General features: G+C 43.4%; 15 protein-coding genes. 9 read left to right on the forward strand and 6 right to left on the reverse strand.

What is annotated here, in order from left to right; all coding sequences use genetic code 11:
• Positions 1-190: 190 nt before the first annotated feature.
• From MHM99_RS12000 to MHM99_RS12010, 3 genes are all read left to right on the forward strand, one after another.
• The gene (locus tag MHM99_RS12000) at positions 191-1,042 is read left to right on the forward strand and encodes a MurR/RpiR family transcriptional regulator (protein ID WP_014949854.1); all 852 of its coding nucleotides are present in this window, start codon (positions 191-193) and stop codon (positions 1,040-1,042) included.
• Positions 1,043-1,280: 238 nt separating this feature from the next.
• Complete coding sequence (gene pyk, locus MHM99_RS12005; protein ID WP_239219496.1) at positions 1,281-2,717, forward strand: pyruvate kinase; 1,437 nt, start codon at positions 1,281-1,283, stop codon at positions 2,715-2,717.
• A 195-nt stretch (positions 2,718-2,912) separates the two neighbouring features.
• Entirely contained in the window at positions 2,913-3,821 is a 909-nt protein-coding gene (locus MHM99_RS12010; protein WP_239219499.1) for a 5'-methylthioadenosine/S-adenosylhomocysteine nucleosidase, read from the forward strand.
• A 77-nt stretch (positions 3,822-3,898) separates the two neighbouring features.
• On the opposite strand, the gene MHM99_RS12015 is transcribed toward MHM99_RS12010, so the two are convergent.
• Entirely contained in the window at positions 3,899-4,276 is a 378-nt protein-coding gene (locus MHM99_RS12015) for a hypothetical protein (RefSeq protein ID WP_239219501.1), read from the reverse strand.
• 464 nt (positions 4,277-4,740) lie between these two features.
• Here MHM99_RS12015 and MHM99_RS12020 point away from each other — a divergent pair, with 464 nt between their 5' ends.
• Positions 4,741-5,982 (forward strand): putative DNA modification/repair radical SAM protein, encoded by a 1,242-nt coding sequence (locus tag MHM99_RS12020; protein WP_239219503.1) that lies wholly within the window; start codon positions 4,741-4,743, stop codon positions 5,980-5,982.
• A 16-nt stretch (positions 5,983-5,998) separates the two neighbouring features.
• Positions 5,999-6,805 carry a TIGR03915 family putative DNA repair protein gene (locus tag MHM99_RS12025; protein ID WP_239219505.1) on the forward strand — a complete coding sequence of 269 codons (807 nt, stop codon included), beginning with the start codon at positions 5,999-6,001 and terminating at the stop codon, positions 6,803-6,805.
• 120 nt (positions 6,806-6,925) lie between these two features.
• Here the strand turns inward: MHM99_RS12025 and MHM99_RS12030 are convergent, their stop codons facing one another.
• Positions 6,926-7,534, reverse strand: a complete 609-nt coding sequence (locus tag MHM99_RS12030) for a BON domain-containing protein (RefSeq protein ID WP_239219507.1) — start codon at positions 7,532-7,534, stop codon at positions 6,926-6,928.
• 551 nt (positions 7,535-8,085) lie between these two features.
• Here MHM99_RS12030 and MHM99_RS12035 point away from each other — a divergent pair.
• A complete protein-coding gene (locus MHM99_RS12035; RefSeq protein WP_239219509.1) occupies positions 8,086-9,069 on the forward strand; it encodes an endonuclease/exonuclease/phosphatase family protein in 984 nt (327 codons plus the stop codon).
• Between the two features lie 17 nt (positions 9,070-9,086).
• Here MHM99_RS12035 and MHM99_RS12040 read toward each other — a convergent pair whose 3' ends face one another.
• Complete coding sequence (locus MHM99_RS12040) at positions 9,087-9,635, reverse strand: hypothetical protein (RefSeq protein WP_014949862.1); 549 nt, start codon at positions 9,633-9,635, stop codon at positions 9,087-9,089.
• Between the two features lie 555 nt (positions 9,636-10,190).
• Here MHM99_RS12040 and MHM99_RS12045 point away from each other — a divergent pair.
• The 3 genes from MHM99_RS12045 to MHM99_RS12055 are packed head-to-tail and all read left to right on the forward strand — an operon-like array spanning position 10,191 to position 12,483.
• Entirely contained in the window at positions 10,191-11,174 is a 984-nt protein-coding gene (locus MHM99_RS12045; protein WP_239219511.1) for a galactosyltransferase-related protein, read from the forward strand.
• A gap of 22 nt (positions 11,175-11,196) precedes the next feature.
• Complete coding sequence (gene gntA, locus MHM99_RS12050) at positions 11,197-11,862, forward strand: guanitoxin biosynthesis heme-dependent pre-guanitoxin N-hydroxylase GntA (RefSeq protein WP_061095321.1); 666 nt, start codon at positions 11,197-11,199, stop codon at positions 11,860-11,862.
• A 27-nt stretch (positions 11,863-11,889) separates the two neighbouring features.
• Positions 11,890-12,483: an urea carboxylase-associated family protein gene (locus MHM99_RS12055; RefSeq protein WP_014976827.1), complete on the forward strand. Its 594-nt coding sequence runs from the start codon at positions 11,890-11,892 to the stop codon at positions 12,481-12,483.
• Between the two features lie 31 nt (positions 12,484-12,514).
• Here the strand turns inward: MHM99_RS12055 and MHM99_RS12060 are convergent, their stop codons facing one another.
• The 3 genes from MHM99_RS12060 to MHM99_RS12070 form a co-directional block, all read right to left on the reverse strand.
• The gene (locus tag MHM99_RS12060; protein WP_239219513.1) at positions 12,515-14,257 is read right to left on the reverse strand and encodes a hypothetical protein; all 1,743 of its coding nucleotides are present in this window, start codon (positions 14,255-14,257) and stop codon (positions 12,515-12,517) included.
• A gap of 64 nt (positions 14,258-14,321) precedes the next feature.
• A complete protein-coding gene (locus MHM99_RS12065; RefSeq protein ID WP_239219515.1) occupies positions 14,322-16,178 on the reverse strand; it encodes an alkaline phosphatase PhoX in 1,857 nt (618 codons plus the stop codon).
• A gap of 451 nt (positions 16,179-16,629) precedes the next feature.
• On the reverse strand, positions 16,630-17,859 hold the full coding sequence (locus MHM99_RS12070; RefSeq protein ID WP_049589020.1) for a DUF4861 family protein: 1,230 nt from the start codon (positions 17,857-17,859) through the stop codon (positions 16,630-16,632).
• Between the last annotated feature and the right edge of the window lie 95 nt (positions 17,860-17,954).

The following is a 17,954-nucleotide window of genomic DNA, read 5'->3' on the forward strand; positions in this document are numbered from 1 at the left end:
TAGTAAAATTACAACTTGTACCAACTATAGGATCTGAATCTTTACTGTTTCCCTCAGTTTACCCTCATTTAACCCGATTGAAATAACAAAAATTGTCAAAAAATTACATTTTTCTTGTCACAGACGTCACATTGGGTACTATTACGGGTGTACCTTACAATAAATTGTGCTAACTAATTGCTATATCTGTATGAACATTTTAGAAAAAATTACACAAAACCAAGCGGCATTCAGTAAATCTGAGAAAAAGGTAGCTGAAGTAATTCTAGCTAACCCACAAACGGCCATTCATTCGAGTATAGCAACTCTCGCTAAGATGTCGGATGTTAGTGAGCCTACCGTAAACCGTTTCTGCCGAAGACTTGATACTAAAGGCTTCCCAGACTTTAAACTGCATTTAGCGCAGAGCCTGGCTAACGGCACGCCTTATGTAAACCGCCATGTTGATGAAAACGACAGCCCAGACGAATATACCAATAAGATATTCGAATCGACCATGGCGTCCCTGGAAGTGGCGCGCCAATCTGTGGATGTGAACGTGGTAAATCGCGTTGTTGATTTACTTACACAAGCACAGAAAATTTCATTTTTCGGCTTAGGCGCTTCAGCTTCAGTGGCACACGATGCACTAAATAAGTTTTTCCGCTTCAATGTTCCAGTGGTCTACTTTGAAGATATTCTGATGCAGCGCATGAGCTGCATGAACTGTTCAGATGGCGATGTTGTTGTATTGATTAGCCATACGGGCCGAACTAAAAGCTTAGTAGAAATAGCGCAAATTGCCCGCATGAACGACGCTACTGTAGTAGGAATTACCTCAGCAGATAGCCCGCTGGCACAAGAGTGCAGTTACGTGTTATCGCTGGAAGTGCCGGAAGATACTGATATGTATATGCCTATGGCCTCTCGCATCGCACAGCTCACGCTAATTGATGTACTGGCAACCGGCTTTACACTGCGCCGCGGCAACAAGTTCAGAGAGAATCTCAAGCGAGTAAAGGATACGCTGCGTGGTTCACGTTATGAAAAGCGTGGTGAGTAATTTTCTTCCCACGTGATCAAATAAGAACCACCTACCGTAGCAATATTGGTTCAATAAATCAGCGAAAACGCCTAACTGGTCGAGCCAGTTAGGCGTTTTTGTTTATTTCATTCACATTTTTGTCAAATTCAACTATTATTCTGTAATAAAATTACGTAAAGCGATTACAGGCATACCGTATAAACGCGTAGCCTATCACTCTTTGTCTTTTCTAACTTAGAAACAGCGACGGAATCACATGACCAGAAGAACGAAAATTCTTGCCACCCTAGGACCTGCAACCGACTCACTTGAAAAGATTCAGGCACTTATTGCCGCAGGCGCAAACACTGTGCGCATGAACTTTTCACACGGACAAGCCGAAGACCACATTGAACGTGCAAAGCGCGTTCGTCAGGCAGCAAAGAACCTAGGTAAATACGTAGCGATTTTAGGTGATCTTCAGGGCCCTAAAATCCGTGTTGCTCGTTTTGCCGAAGGTGCAGTTCGTTTAGAGGTTGGCGCAAAATTCATTCTAGACGCTGAATTAGGCCGCGACGAAGGTGATATTAATCAAGTAGGTATTGATTACAAAGCGCTTCCTGATGATGTATCAGCAGGCGATATTCTGCTTCTTGATGACGGTCGTATTCAGCTTCGAGTAACTGGCGTTGAAGGCCGCAAAGTGATTACTGAAGTAACAGTAGGCGGCAAGCTTTCAAACAATAAAGGCATTAACCGTCAAGGCGGTGGTCTTTCTGCAGATGCACTTACCGAAAAAGACAAAGAAGACATTAAAACCGCCGCGAAAATTGGTGTTGATTACCTTGCAGTGTCATTTCCTCGCAGCGGCGCAGACTTGAACTACGCGCGAGAACTTGCCGAAGCAGCTGGCTGCTACGCAAAAATTTGTGCAAAGGTCGAGCGTGCTGAAACGGTGGCGTCTAACGAAGCCATGACGGATATCATCAGCGCTTCAGATGCGGTAATGGTTGCTCGTGGTGACTTGGGTGTAGAAATTGGCGATGCGGAACTTGTTGGTGTTCAAAAGAAACTGATTGCCCGTTCTCGCCAGCTCAACAAGGTTGTGATCACCGCGACGCAAATGATGGAGTCGATGATTGACAGCCCTATGCCTACACGTGCAGAAGTAATGGACGTTGCAAACGCTGTACTAGACGGCACTGACGCGGTAATGCTTTCAGCTGAAACAGCGGCGGGTAATTTCCCTATTGAAACAGTTGCAGCTATGGCTCGTGTTTGTGAAGGCGCGGAAACACATCCAAGCGTTAAAATTTCCAAGCACCGCATGGATCAGCAGTTTTCTTCTACTAGCGAGTCAATTGCTCTGTCAGCGGTTTACGCTGCGAACCACTTGCCAAGTGTTAAAGCGATTGTAGGTTTAACTGAAAGTGGAACTACACCAACGTTAATGTCTCGCATTACTACATCTCTGCCAATTATTGCGATGTCTCGTCACGAATCAACGCTTAACACGATGGCGCTTTGCCGCGGCGTTAAGCCGGTTTTCTTTGACTCTTCAAACAGTGAACCTGGCAAATTGAAGTACGATGTCATTGCATCACTTAAAGAGAAAGGGTTAGTGAAAAGCGGCGACAGTATCATCCTGACTTACGGCGATGAAATGGAAAAAGTGGGCGCGACCAATACCCTTAAAATCGTAGAAGTCGAATAGCGACGAATACACTATTAAAGCGAAGCAAATGCTTCGCTTTTTTTTGCCTGTAATTTACTAAAGCAGTGGTAAGCTGACGCTTATAATAAGAACACTCATCTAAGTCAGTATCAAAATTACAAGAAACATATCCAACAAAACAACGAGAATTCGTTAACACTCCTCGGGACAACAACGACAAAAATAAGGATAGACATGCAGCTAGTTTTCAATCGCTACACACGTTTTTCAGCAATTATAACGCTCTTGGCACTTTTCACTCATAGCGTATGGGCAAATACACAGCACGTACACACCATGAAGCGTGTAGAAGTAGCTTCACAGAACGCTCCGTTACAGCCAATAATGATTCAAGGCCCCATGCCCATTGAAGCCGAATACTTTGCTGCGCTTTTGGATAACACTACAACAGAGTATTCAGGTAATGCGGTATTCTATAAAGGGACACTAGACGGGTATCCCATTGTGGTAGCTAAAACCGGTAAGGGTTTAGAAAATACAGCGGCCGCCACCGCTATTGGCATAGAGAGATACCACCCTCGCCTTATCATCAATCAGGGAACATCAGGTGGCCACGATCCTTCCTTAAAAGTTGGTGATATTGTTCTTGGCGAACGCAGTATTAATGCATCCAACTTTAAAACGCCCAAGCTAGCTCAAGGAGAAGGTTCTCATCCGTTTAATTGGCTACCGATGGATCTTATGGCGTCAGAAGGCAGCGCGGGAGAAGGAAGTAGCGCTAAAGACGCAGAAAAGTTGCGTTTTTATTTAGGAGACAAACAGCTCATCAACCTAGCTCTATCGCTATCCAAGCAGTACAAACGCGGGAACGTCGTTAAAGGAACGATTGGCAGTGGTAACTTTTGGAATAATGAGTTAGATCGAATAGCATGGCTCCATAAGAATATGGGAACGAGTGTGGAAGAAATGGAAACCGCTTCTGCAGCGCAGATTGCACATGCCTACCACGTTCCCTTTTTAGGTATTCGCGTATTATCGAACAACATTACCAACCATGGTGAATATGACCCAACCACGGCCAAAGATTGTCAGGCCTTTGTTGAAAAAGTGGTAAGAGCTTATATTTCTGCGCTGTCGGAATAAATTTGGAAAACACTCAACCGAAAAACGCGCCCTACATTGTAAGAATGTAGGGCGCGTTTTCATGTATAGCCTTTGTATTAGATTGCTTGAGCGGTATAAGTTTCCGCATCTTGACTAACATCATTCGCGTATTGAGTAAGATGGTGATTTAGAATATTTTCGGCGCGCTCAACAAACTCATCACGCTTAAATTTCCAACCTCTTAAATCGGCTTGCTTAGCCTGTGCAATGTAGTGCTCTACACGCGTTTTTCTCAATAGATGTGCCTTTTTCGACAAATCAAATTCTACCAATGAGAAGTTGCGCTGTACTTTTTGAATATCCATGTGAACGGGGCGCTGTTCGTCATCAGCTGATGCTTGGCTTACGGATAGCTTTCCTTGCCCAATTACACCGACTATAACAATGATTGCTGATACCACTAAGCCTGAATAAACCCACTTTAAAAAGTTCATGCCCCACTCCTTGAACGATTTTGCACTTGTATCGATAAGCTCGCTACAATCCACTTAATTAGAAGTATTTATCACCAATGTATTGAGTCATTCGACTATTTAAGTTTCTAGCTTTCACGTTGCAGCAGATGTTTTCTGCCTGACAATACAAACTTTCGTCTATTCAATACATCAAGTAATTCACTCATATCTACTTAACCATATGCACCTTCCGCACCATATAGTTAATCTTTATTTTTCAGCAGCTTAGACCAACCCAAAACTTATACTAAAGTTGTATAAGGTACTTTCTACACACAGCAAGATAAAATTTTCCTTTCAAATTTAATAAACTCACTCCCCTTAATACTGTACACTTATACAGTATTGAGATATACCACAACAAGCAAAGTACTGGTATGGAATCTTGTTTTTTTTCAGACCGTCTACCACGTACATTTGCCTAGAGAAAGTGACCATTTGCGATGCATGACAAACTCATTCAAAAACTCGAAATTCTTTCAGATGCCGCTAAGTATGATGCTTCTTGCGCAAGTGGCTCCGCCGGTAAACGAAAAGCAGGTAAAACTGACAAAACAGGAATAGGTTCGCTCACAGGAGGGTCAGGGATATGTCACAGCTTTACCCCTGATGGTCGATGCGTATCATTACTTAAGATCCTAATGACCAACTATTGCATATACGATTGCCATTACTGCATCAATAGGGTGTCTAGCAACGTTCAACGAGCGCGTTTTACCGTTAAAGAAACAGTTGATTTAACGCTTAATTTTTATAAGCGTAACTACATTGAGGGATTATTTTTAAGTTCCGGTATTGTCGGCTCTCCTGACCTGACTATGGAGAGCATGGTACGCATCGCGAAGTCTCTTCGCGTTGATCACGGATTTAAAGGATACATTCATCTTAAGACCATTCCGAATGCATCTCCTGAACTACAGGCTGAAGCTGGCTTATATGCCGATAGGCTAAGTATAAACATCGAAATGCCGACGCAAAATTCGCTGAACAAATACGCCCCGGAAAAAGACCTTGGTGAAATTCACGGTTCAATGAATACATTGAAAGACAAAATAAATGAACACAAAGTAGATAAAACCTACTCGGGTAAACGTCCACCTCGCTTTGCTCCTGGCGGACAGTCCACCCAGATGATCATAGGAGCCGATGACTCAAATGATAAAGTTATCCTTGGCACGAGTGTCAAACTGTATGGTCAACAAAAATTGCGGCGCGTTTATTATTCTGCATTTTCGCCCATCCCAGATGCGTCTGAAGTCTTGCCTCTTAAACCGGCACCACTTATCCGTGAACACCGACTTTATCAGGCCGATTGGCTCCTGCGCTTTTATGGATTTGGTTTAGATGAAATCGTACACAACGACATGCTAGATATGGAGCACGACCCCAAGCTTGCGTGGGCGCTACGCAATCGCCACATATTTCCCATCGATTTAAACAAAGCTGACAAGCTACTTTTATTGCGAGTTCCTGGACTGGGAGCACGCACAGTACAAAAAATTCTGGCTATTCGACGTTACACGAAGCTTAGCTGGTTCGATCTCACAAAAATGCGTTTACCCTTACAAAAATTAAAACCGTTCATTACTGTTAGCGATTATTCCCCCGCTATACATTTGCTCGATAGCAGTAACTTTGAACAGCAATTTAAACAACCAAAACAGTTTGAATTGTTCAGCGCCTAATCTAATTGGTACCGCAATGAAAAAAGTAACAATTTCATCAGTGCCCGGATACGACGAATGGCGAAAAGCATCGAGAGAATGTCTAGCCCAACACATACCTCCCGAGAACGTTACATGGCAAACTTCGCAATCTAACCAAGACGACTTGTTTGCCGTGACCGATTCGTCCAACGCTATTGGTGAAAGCCAAACGAATTTCAGAATTCCCAGATCAGTTTTAACGCTGTTGAAGTATGCGTTATGCCACCAAGCCCCCGATCGTTTCGCTTTATGTTACCGCGTTTTATGGCGAGTAGTTTTCGAAAACAGAAACCTTATTCACTTAAAAACTGACGAAGATGTGTTGCGTCTCAACGTGCTGGCTAAAGCAGTAAAACGCGATGCATATAAGATAAGTGCTTTTTTGAGATTTCGAGAAGTTGTACTTGACGGACAAGAGCATTTTATTGCGTGGTATGAACCAGAACACTTCAGCTTGGAATTGAAGCTCGATTTTTTTCAGACTCGTTTTAAAAATATGTGTTGGTCAATACTTACCCCTTATCGAGCTGCGCATTGGAATACTAAAACACTTGTTTTGGAAGATAATCCTGATCCAAGTATCATTCCGAATGATGACAGAATTGAAAAATACTGGCTTACGTATTATGCAAATATATTTAATCCTGCCCGCGTAAAAACAAAGGCATTGTTAAGTTCAATGCCAAAAAAATACTGGAAGAATATGCCTGAGACGTCGCTTATTAACGATATGATACGCCAATCGGATGCTAGAGCACGTAAGATGATACTAAATGGAAAAAAGGTGGAGAATGGTGAATAAGTTCTCCTGACAAATATTAGCAGCTGTGCTTCCTTTGTTTATTGCGATTTGAAAAGCTCTGTAAAACGTGACCAAAAAAAAGGGGCCGAGGCCCCTTTTTTGTGTAAAGCAACAATGATATTAGTTCATCGCAGTTTCAGTAACTACACGAAGGTTGCTTTCAACATCTTTCACGTCAGACGCATTCTTAGCAATTTCCACAGCTAGGTCACGCTCAGCATCAGAATCAACGTCGCCAGTCAGTGTTACTACACCGTTTTCTACGTCAACATCGATGTCGAAACCTGAAATATCGGTATCCATAAGAAGACGAGTTTTGATTACTGTGGCGATTTTGGCGTCAGTTAACTCGCTTGTGCCTTCGTCAACAGTATCTTCCATGTCATCTGACATGTCGCCTTCCATATCTTTGTCAGAGACAACCGTTAGCTTGTTGTCTACAGACGTTACACCGTCAATATTCGCAACTAGCTCTTCCGCTAGCTTTTTATCAACAGAGTTCTCAACCTTACCAGTAAGAACGACATTACCGTTTTTAACGTCAGTATTAATGTCGAATGAATCAAGGTTACCATTGAACAACAGCGTTGCCTCTGCTTTGCCATCAATCCATGCGTCTTTGGCACCTTTCTCCCATTTATTACTTGCGCTGTCTGTGTCCATGTCACCTGCATATGCAGCTGTAGTCAAAGTTGTAGCAACAATCATAGAAATAAGTGAACGTTTCATAACATTTCTCCTTTGTCGAAACTCGTAGATAGTCATGCCAATTCCTTGCCAACAAAATAAGACATTGTTTTATATGATAAATATTAATATCCAGGGCTAGTTAAGTAAGTTTTGTTTTGCAAACTTTGCCTTTGTTTGAGAACTTTTTACTTAATTTTGTTAATGCCCAAAACTCGTCAACTTCACTTAAGAAAAGCACCTATCAATTGTACTAGGGGATAACTTTTTGTCGTTGGCCGCCGCTAAGTTACAGTGATACTTAGGTTAAACTTATTTCACAAAGCTGCCGTAGTTATAACGATTTGTGTCGCTTCACTGGGGCCTGTTGACCTTTGTTGTACATTTTTGCAGCGGTCTGTGTGCCATCTAGACAAGGCGAATGTTTGACGGTTTAGTGGTTCTAAATCGAGAACATTCAAAAGGCTTCCATTTAGACCAAAATTCGTACACCAAAGGTCAACAGGCCCTAGCTATAGTCATCAATTTAATTTTGCAGACAGAAGCAACATGTGGAGTGTTTTTCGTTAATTAAACTCAAGGACCAACTAGACATGGATACTGCACTTACTGCTGTTTCAGTCTTATTTATAGCCGTAAGCTGGGCCCCTTTGCTTCCTTCTTCTCACTGGTTAGTAAGAGTGTGGGAATTTCCGCGACTACAAATAGCAGCTATCATTTCTTTGTTAATTGCTGGGCATATTTTTGAATCAACCTATTACGCACAGATAGATAGCCTAGCAGTAATTATTGTCGCTGGATTAACAGTTAGCCTTATTTATCAGGTTATCTGGATCATTCCTTATACCCCTCTGTATAAAAGAGAAGTTAGGCACGTCGAGGTTGAGAGTGCGAGCCAAAAGCTAAGTGTTTTATCAAGCAATGTGTATATGCCTAATGACGATTTTCGCAAGCTCATTGAACATGTACGTAATAAGCAACCTGATTTTCTCGTAACGTTGGAATCTAATGAGAAGTGGCAGAAAGGCATCAGTGAAATTGAATCTGAATACCCGTATCGTAAATTTTGCCCACTCGAAAACCTCTACGGTATGCATCTTTATAGTAAGCTTCCCTTTGAAGAGGTCTCATTGCGATTTCTAATAGAAGAAGATGTGCCGTCTATGAAAGTTAAAATCAATCACCACGGACAAGATGTCACGCTATATTTTCTTCATCCAAAACCACCAAGCCCAACAGAAAACACGTATGCAAAGCCCAGAGACGTAGAACTTACTGTTGTGGGGGAAGAAATAGCTGAAACAGAGGGCCCTATTATCGTCGCTGGCGATCTTAACGATGTGGCTTGGTCACCTACTACCAGAAAGTTCAAGAAAATAAGCGGACTTTTAGACCCACGAGAGGGGCGCGGTTTTTTCAATACATTTCACGCGAAATATCCTTTAGTGAAATGGCCGTTAGACCACGTATTTCACTCGGAACATTTTGCATTGGTCAATATAGAGAAGCTTGAAAGCATAGGCTCAGACCACTACCCGCTTTATACCGAACTAGCGCTAATCACGGACAAGGAGTAATACTCAAGACTGTAAATCTAATGAGAGCTACGGTGTTTGACACACCACATGAGGCTATCACACGCCTCTTCACGCTTTTTAAAATGGGCTAGCCCTATTAGCTTGTTATCCCGAGGCCAAACCGCTTGGTTTAGCACCTCTTGATCTTCTGCCGATAGTTGTTCGCTATCTAACACAATCTCAACCGCTTTTTTGTTGGGTTTTATTAATGTGGGGTTAGCTTCCTTGACCAGAGCAGAGTTCACACAAATATACTCTCTCTTAACAGGGTCTCTCACAACGCCGATGTAGTTGTTGTCGCAAATTATAGCTGGCCAGCCTTCCGTTATTCTGCTCTGTCCAAACATTACGAGTGTAAAAGCAACAAGAACGAAAAGTGTTAAACCGATAAATTGAGCGCTCAAATCTGGTGCTACACTTACAATAACGCCGACAACAGCTGCGAAAAATATCCAGCCGCCAAATACTCTGCGCATAGCATTTGGTGAGATACCAGATATAACATCAACCACCTTTAATGATTGTTTGTCATAGTGTCGAATGAATACAGACGATTGTGATTCCACAGCCTTTGTCCACCAGAAAAAATACGAAATTCAGAAATTAATACGTTACAAGTAAGGCTGAAGATTTACCTACACTCCGAGTGAGTAAAAACCAATAACATGAGATTAGTTCTACTCGAAAGAAAACGTGTTAAGCAATATTTGTAGGAATATTTAAACTATTGAATTGTAATGTTTAACCTACTAACCAAGCATATCAAAATATGTGGGAACGGCAAAGCAATTACGCGCTAGATGCACAGTAAAACAAGACTTATGAAAAGAAGCGTCATGTTAATCTGCAAATTAGAACAAACCACCAAAAATTAACATAAAAAACTGCTGTTGGCCTCCATACATTCGTTTGTAAATTTTTCTCTCACTTTGCACCTCTTGCTTGCCTTGGCGCTCAACCATTGCTGAAAATACTCAAAAACAGAACTTGAAAATAAAACTTTTTACAAAAAATCAATAGCTTACAAAACAGGAACACTCTTTGCTTCTACGAAAGTATAACGTTCAACGTTTCATGTCGTCGTTGTTACAGGTTCAACAAATTAGAAAGGGAGGAAGAGTATGCGTTCACCAATAAGTGCAGTAACTATTGTTAAGAGCAGAACTGAGAAGCTGGCCAATTTGATTACTCAGTTAGAGCAATGCTCTCCAACGCCAGATGAGCTAGTCATTGTTTGGATGGCACCTCCTTCTGATTTGTCACTCGTACGCAGTGACAAATTCGACATTGTTCACAAGTTTGTGACTCAAGATGCTCTTCCGATAGCGAAAGCGCGCAACAAGGGTATGTCAGCGGCCAAGCACGCGAATTTAGTTTACCTAAACGTAGACGCAGTTATTGCCCCATCGCTTTTTAGAGATGGCTTGCTTGCGCTTCGTGACAACACCGTAGTGTTCACATCAGTGGTGTTTTTACCCAACGAGCGCTGTTGTAAGCCCTACCGACAAATTTCAAAAGATGAAAAAGAAATCGGTTATTTAGCAAGTAATGACGACACGTTACCCGAAGACGACAATAACGAAATACCTTCAAGAGATCAGGAAATTAATCATGGAAAGTTTAGTGACGATAGTATTTGTTCTACAGTGTTTTTTATTCGTAAGGCAGACTTTCAGAAAACCGGCGGCTTCGATGAAGGCTACGCGGGTTTCGGACTAAACGACGAAGATTTCTTCACTAACTGTAGAGCATTAGGGTTTTCGTTAGAGCAATTGCCCACGCGAACATTTGCACCACACCGCCCTAATTATCAATGCCCGATAAATCACCTTTTAGACTTTGTTCATAATGCTCAGCGTTTTCACTCGAAATGGGGATTTTACCCATGTGTCAATGTATTGAACGCGTATGCAGACCAAGGTTTTATTAATGCTGACTTCAAGCAAAACGGCATTAAGATCAAGCACCTCCCCCAGCAGGTAGAGGAAGACAAGGCGGACGCGCCGGTTGAGCAATTAACGGGAACCAACGCCCAAAACAATGTTGAATTTACGTCTTTTCATTCGCCGGAGAAAGGCTCTGACCTTTTAAGCACGACCGCATAAAACGCTTTCAGGGAGATATGGAATGTCTTTAATGAAACCGAATCTAACCGAGCGCTTTTTGTCGTTTGTAGGGGAAGCCGATTTCCCCTGCGTCGGAGCCAAAACAGCCCTCAATAAAAGCCAAATTCATGTAAATCAATACGACGATATTCGCTGTCCTCTCAATGAGACAGATATGTTGGCGTCAATTCACCAATTTGTAGAGTCGTTTGATCTTGAACGGGACATGTACTCCTCTTTGGTCGCAACTTTTGAGCTTCCAGATACGATAAGCGAAACTGAATTTGATCGGGTTTTATGGGAAAAATTGCAGCGTTTACACGAGATTGACGCCTGTTTAAAACCTTGGGATAGTAAAGTATCAAGTGACCCTCATAACGCTCAGTTTAGCTTGAGTTTAGGCGGAAAGGGTTTCTTTGTAGTTGGACTGCATCCAAATGCATCAAGAAAAAGCCGTCGATTTCCCTACCCTGCCATCGTGTTTAATTTACACGAGCAATTTGACATGTTGAGAAAGCAGAAGCGTTTTGAAGCATTCAAAGACCACATTCGTAAACGAGATACCGCGTACTGCGGAAGTAAAAATGAGCTACTCGCAAACCATGGTGATAGCTCAGAGGTATATCAATATAGTGGTGTAAAACATTCCGAAAACTGGGAATGCCCGTTCAAGCGGATTAAGCACTAAACCTAAATAAAAGGGACAAGTCACATAATGTTACAAACTATACAGCCAAGAAGCGGCACTGCATTTACTATGAAAAAAGGGGAAAGACTTAAAGTTATTGATCCAGAAGGTGAACAAGTGGCCGACCTCTATGCGTTCAATGAACACGATAAAAATGAGTTTATCTCTTCAGGACGAAGTTTAGATTACAATGAAAGCATCCAATTCAAAAAAGGCAGCTTGCTATACTCTAATCAAAGTAACGTGATGTTCGAAATTATTGAAGACACTGTAGAAGACCATGACTTTCTTTTGACTCCTTGCAGTGTTGACACGTTTAAGCATTTTTATCCCAATGAAGAGCCAGTACCTGGGTGCCACGGCAATTTAGTCGCGGCTTTTTCAGAGTTTGACATCCCAGAGCATCACGTTTGTACCACATTCAATACCTTTATGAATGTGGAGGTAGACGCCAAGGGTAAAATATCTGTTCTTCCTCCTAAGTCTAATGCCGGTGATTACACAATATTTGAAGCAAAGATGGATCTAATCGTAGGGTTAACCGCGTGTTCAGCGGGCGAGTCAAATAACTTCCGTTACAAACCGATTCAGTTTGAAATTTTACCCGCGGCTAACATCTAGCCGCGAGCGTTATCTTCTAAATAAACAAGCGCTACCGAGCTTCTGCAATGGCGCTTGGCTTTTCTTGTTGCCAGTTAAGTCGCATATCCCACTTGAAACGATGTTCAGGCTTAAGCGGTGGCTGTTCGGCATCAATAGTGCTTAACACGTTAGTCGCCTTAGTCAGCGTTGCGTCGCGACCGAACAAATAGCTTTGCTCTTTCACTATGGTCAAATACGCTTTGTTTAACGCATACGCGCGCTCTGGTGAAGGAGTAATGATGTCGTACACTGACTTGGCACGTTGCACTGCTTCCACCTTGACCATGCCTTTTTCATCAAACCATTTGGCCAGCATTTCTCCGTTCTGACGGAACTCATCGCCACCGCCCACGCGCTCCATATAAGTAAGGAACTCGCCTTTTTCCTCGTTAATATTTGGCACATCTTCAATTTCACGCAGGTCTATATAGCCCCACCCTGCTTGTCCGGGAACTTTCCGTGCAAATGAAAATGTTTGGTCGAAGGTTGACCCTACTGTTTTGTGACAGCCGTTACAAAACGCAAGCTCTTGATCGTGCTGTGCACGAAGTTCGCCCTGCTCATTTTCAATGAAGCCATTAATTGTCCAGCCAAAGCCGTTGTCTATTCCTTTTTCACCTAAGTAGCGGGTTTGAGGCAGCTTTTCAAAATGCTTATCTTTTGCTTCCGCATAATAGGCAGATGCTAAGCTTTCTCTGCTTCTGAACATATGCTTTTTCATGTAGCGCACTTCCTTCATACGCGGCGCGTTATAAATATTCCCGTTTTCATCCACGCCAATGTAGCGCACGGTATGTAAGAATTCTGTACCTTCGGGGTAAAGCATGTGCGCTAGCGGAACATCGCTTGCGTCGCCAACGTAATGCGACGAACGAGCAACTTCAGTTACGGATTCTGACAGCTTGCCGTCTTGATTAATGTCAATATTCAGTTCCACCTCATTAACCGGCGCTACAGTTAATGTGTCTAGCTCTTTAAGTGCCATTTCAACTAGGCTTAGGTTCAATGTGTAAATAGCTTTGTTGTAGTCGCCACTTAGCGTTTGAAAGTTTTCCGGAAGTCGGATCATGGCATCGCCCGTCGACCCGTTGGTCGGCCAGAAAGTGCTCGGGAAAGGTTTGTAGTTGTATGATACCCACCCGCTGCCATCTTTAGCAAAACCGTCGCTATCAAAGGCTTTATCAGCGGCGCTCAAGTTTTCAATACGCATGTAATCTGGCAAGGCGTCATTGTTAAGCGAAGATGTGTAGTTATCTTGCGCTATATATTTTTTAATTGTGGCATCATCAATGCTCGCAATCAGTGATGTACGGTCAATAAACAGGTTTTTCCAGCTGTTTGTTAACCCTACATCAGAAAATTCGTAGTTACCCTGTAGTGTGCCATCACCCATTTGATTGGGACGCTTTTCCATTGAATCGTAACTTTGATGGCATGCGTAACACGGGTTGTTAACGCCTTCCGTTTTTGTGTAACACTGAGGAGGAATAACCGATTCAGGGTTATACACTTCATTGTGTTCAATATATGCCAGAGCGGGAATAGCATCGCCTTCTTGATAAGGATAAGCGTGGGTGCTGTCGGTCTTTTCGTGAGTAGAAGGAGGCAGTTGCTTGTCAACTGTAAAGCTTGTTGAGTTTTGCTCATAGTTTGACTGATTGTTCACGTCAGTACCCGTGTTATCAGTGCATCCTGCACTGATAAGTAGTGAAAGCAGAATGCCCGCACTTGAGGTTATTTTTGATATTTTCATAATCATCACAACGGCAAAAGCCGGGTGTATAAACACCCGGCAAATTTTAAATTAAACGGAAAACTTACTTATCTGCTGGCTCATACATCCACAGCGTATTGTTTTCTTGGAAACCGTCTTCACCGATAAGAATACGGCCGTCGTTCATCACCACTACGTTATCTGGTTGAGAAAGCTGTTCAACGTCACAACGCTCGGCGCCAGTTAGGCTTGAACGGTACGTACCGCCCATCACCACAGGTTCAATACGAGAGATGTTATAGCCTTCTTCAAGCTTGGCACGATAAACGCCACCACAGTCTTTAACGCGGGCTGAAAGCTGCATATCGCCTTCACCGTCAATCATTGTGTTGTCGATATCAGCGATGCCGATGTAAAGGTATGCATTCTGTACCACTTCACCTTCGATAGTATCTACACCTTCAACCGCTTCCTTTGCGCGTTTCTGGTTGATTGAGATACCTTCCAGTTTTCTCCACTCTGCGGTAGCCCCTTTAAGACGGGCCGCTGCGCGACTCTCTAAGAACGCTACGCGGTTATCCATTGGCTGTCCTGCTGTTACGCTAGAGCCACCTTCCTCTACCGTTGGATAGGTCGCATCGCCATCAGCCCATGCTTGAACGTCGGCCATAGTAATGTAAGAACTTTGTCCATCCACGTAATCGTCGGTACCAATACCATTGTATTCATCAATCCACGCGCGAATAGTCAGGTTATCACCGCTAGCTAATTCCACCCATTCAACCGCAAAACCAGTTGTCGCAGGATCATTCTGACCTGCATCCTGAGTGAGCTTAGCGCCGTAGAGTGTACCTGCCGATAAGTCTTCAGCTGTGTCTGCGACAAACTTAAACAGTACGCCACCCGTATCATCTTGAGAAAGGTAAACCGTTTTGCCGTCAGGCATGACCGTTGAGTTCTCATGCTCGTAACGGCCCATGGCAAAATGCTTAACAATAACCGGCTCATCAGCCAACGGCTCTGTTACTTCCGCAATGTAGCCATAGTTGTACGGGTTTGGCGCATCTGGCGCCGTCATTTGCCACATACGACCTAAGCGCGCATCTGTAGAAACGGCCTCTGGGTTATTCCAGCTTGGTGATGTTGTCGTATCCACCGCCGAATCAACCACCCACTCTTCTGAAGTAAGCGGTGTACCCCAAGGTGACATTGAACCAAAGCAGTTTGCCGCCGTTCCCCACACTGGCGAGAAATCCAGCATCATGGCTTCAGTTACTTCCCACATACCAAACTCGTCTTTTTCAACTTTCATGCGGCTCATACCGCCAGGAAGCTCTTCCCAGTTCGAGAAAAGGTAACCTTCGCCTTCGGCGGTTGAGATGAAGCCGTTAAAATCAGGCATGTCATTTTCAAGAACCAACTCTTCGCCATCCAACGTGTAGATGTGACCTAAGCCTTCTGGCAGGTCAGTACCGAAAGTGTCGCCCGTTTGTCCAAGTACTTGATATTGACCAATGGCAGAAACCACCAGCTCTTTTTCTTCATCTGAGCTTGGTACAGGTGAATTTGGTAATGTTACTGGCAGATTGTTGAAGTTAGCACCTGCAAGCACGCCCACTGTACCGGTGTTGATAGGCATTGCATTTACACTGGTTGTCGCCGCATTAGTGCCAGACGGGTGCTGAACGTTAAAAAATAAATCGCCTTCGTCTGTTAAGAATATACCGGTCACTTCTGCACCAAGTGGAACCGTAGCAATACGTGTTAGCGTACCTGCACTATCACCTTGAGGACCTTGGTCGCCCACCGGGCCTTGATCTCCTGCTGGGCCTTGCTCACCTACAGGGCCTTGTACACCGTCTTCGCCATCGTCACCTTCCAGTGAACAGGCAGTCATCCCTAGTGTTACAGCCAGTGCTATCGCTGAATACTTAATTCCACGAAGAGTTTCGCTTTTCATTATAGTTCCTTGCTTATACTTGTTTTCGATGTTGAGTGGAGGTAAGCAGAAGACTCACCTCAGTAAACGGTCTTAGCGGGCGAAAGTCTGGAGGACATTTGTGACATTCCGGTGACAGTGAATTGACACCAAAATGAAGCTTTATTGACACAAGGGTATGAAAAAACGAATAAAACAAATGCGAAGATTTACGAAGGCGCTGTAATCATTGGGATTATTGAATACTCAATCAAGAAAACCTAAACCACTCAGTCAGTTTATGAATTATTTGTTTCACAATACTGGTCAGAGCTTTGTGCCCGTGAACACAACAGCACATAACTGCTTGAAAGTTGGATGGGCTAAAATGGAAAAAGTGGGTAGTTGAAGAAGGCAATTAGAGAAAGACATAATATAAGCTAACGGGCTACGCATTTCGCTACAGCCCGCTAGCCTGGTCGCTAAGTAATACTTAGTTTAAGACGGTAAGAGGATGATTATACATCTTTAATTTATTAACCAGATAATCTTCGAACTGCTTTGCAGTTTGTACATCGCTGCTGCGCTTAGGCCAAACCGCGAGAATTTTATAATCTAAAGCGGTTAAAGGTTTGAACAATACAAGGTGGTCATGTTCACCCTCGAATACCTTTTCGACCTGATCTAATCGATAAACAACGGCTAATCCTAAGTTGTCATTATCTGCCAAGATACTTTGCGTTCCCCAAGTCGCTACAACGCCCCACTCTCCACGCTCGGCTTTAATCACCTGCATTCCATCATGCGCCACTAAACCTGCGACAATATTATCCGATGGCTCTGATACAAAAACGCTGATGTGGGTTGTGGGGTCAAACGCATCAATTCGATAGTGCGTGGTAACGTCGATGCTGTCCGCTTTCGCATCAGACGATGACCACCCTTCGTAGCCAACCTCGAACTCAGCCCGCAACTGAGAATTCGAGACTAATTGGTATTGCGTATTCTCTACATGCTGAAAGTGCATAACTGTCTGCGTTGAGGAGTCTTGGGTTTCTTGTTCTGTTAATCGACCTAGCGCACCCACGCCCAACGATCTACCAACTTTAAGCGCGTCTCCACCCCACGAAGATAAATTATGATAGCTATCGTAGCCGTCTTGCCCCACCTCAGGTAATACTACACTGTCGTTCGCTTTAACAAAGACATCAATAGCGTTACGCCAATCAAGATAAAGGCGATAGCCCATTTGATCTGACTCCCAGCCTGGTCCTTCGTAACGCAAAAAGTAAGAATGATCGGTCAATTGCGGAGGCGATGTGAATGAAGTAACTTCTTCAAAAGAAAAACCCTCAGCGCTATATACTGCGTCTTGCCATTCTCCTCCTGTTCTTACGGAAAGTTCAGCGTGCGCCCGGTCTTGGAGGTTAACATTCGTAGCTTGCTCAGGTGGCCTAAGTTCCAATGACGCACTACTTCCTGGCGCAATGGATGCTGCACCTAGTAACACCGCTTGCCCTTCGCTATTCTCAATCCATTCTGACGGATATTGCTTTAACTTCCACCCCGAATATTGCGGGGGCAGAGATACTTCAAAAATTTGATCGCCACTACCACCGTCTGCCGAATTTTTCACCTTAACAGACAAAGCCGAATTTATATCCCCTTGTGAGCAACTTGCCAATAATGGCACCAAAATTAGACCTATCTTACTAAATTTCATCACTTTTATGCTCTCCATCGGTTGTTAACGCATTTAACTAATTAACGATATTTATAAACAATATATTGACAAATGCCACCGGTGGCAATTATTTT

The sequence above is a fragment of the Alteromonas sp. MmMcT2-2 genome (assembly GCF_022348305.1).
Taxonomy (GTDB): Bacteria; Pseudomonadota; Gammaproteobacteria; order Enterobacterales; family Alteromonadaceae; genus Alteromonas; species Alteromonas macleodii.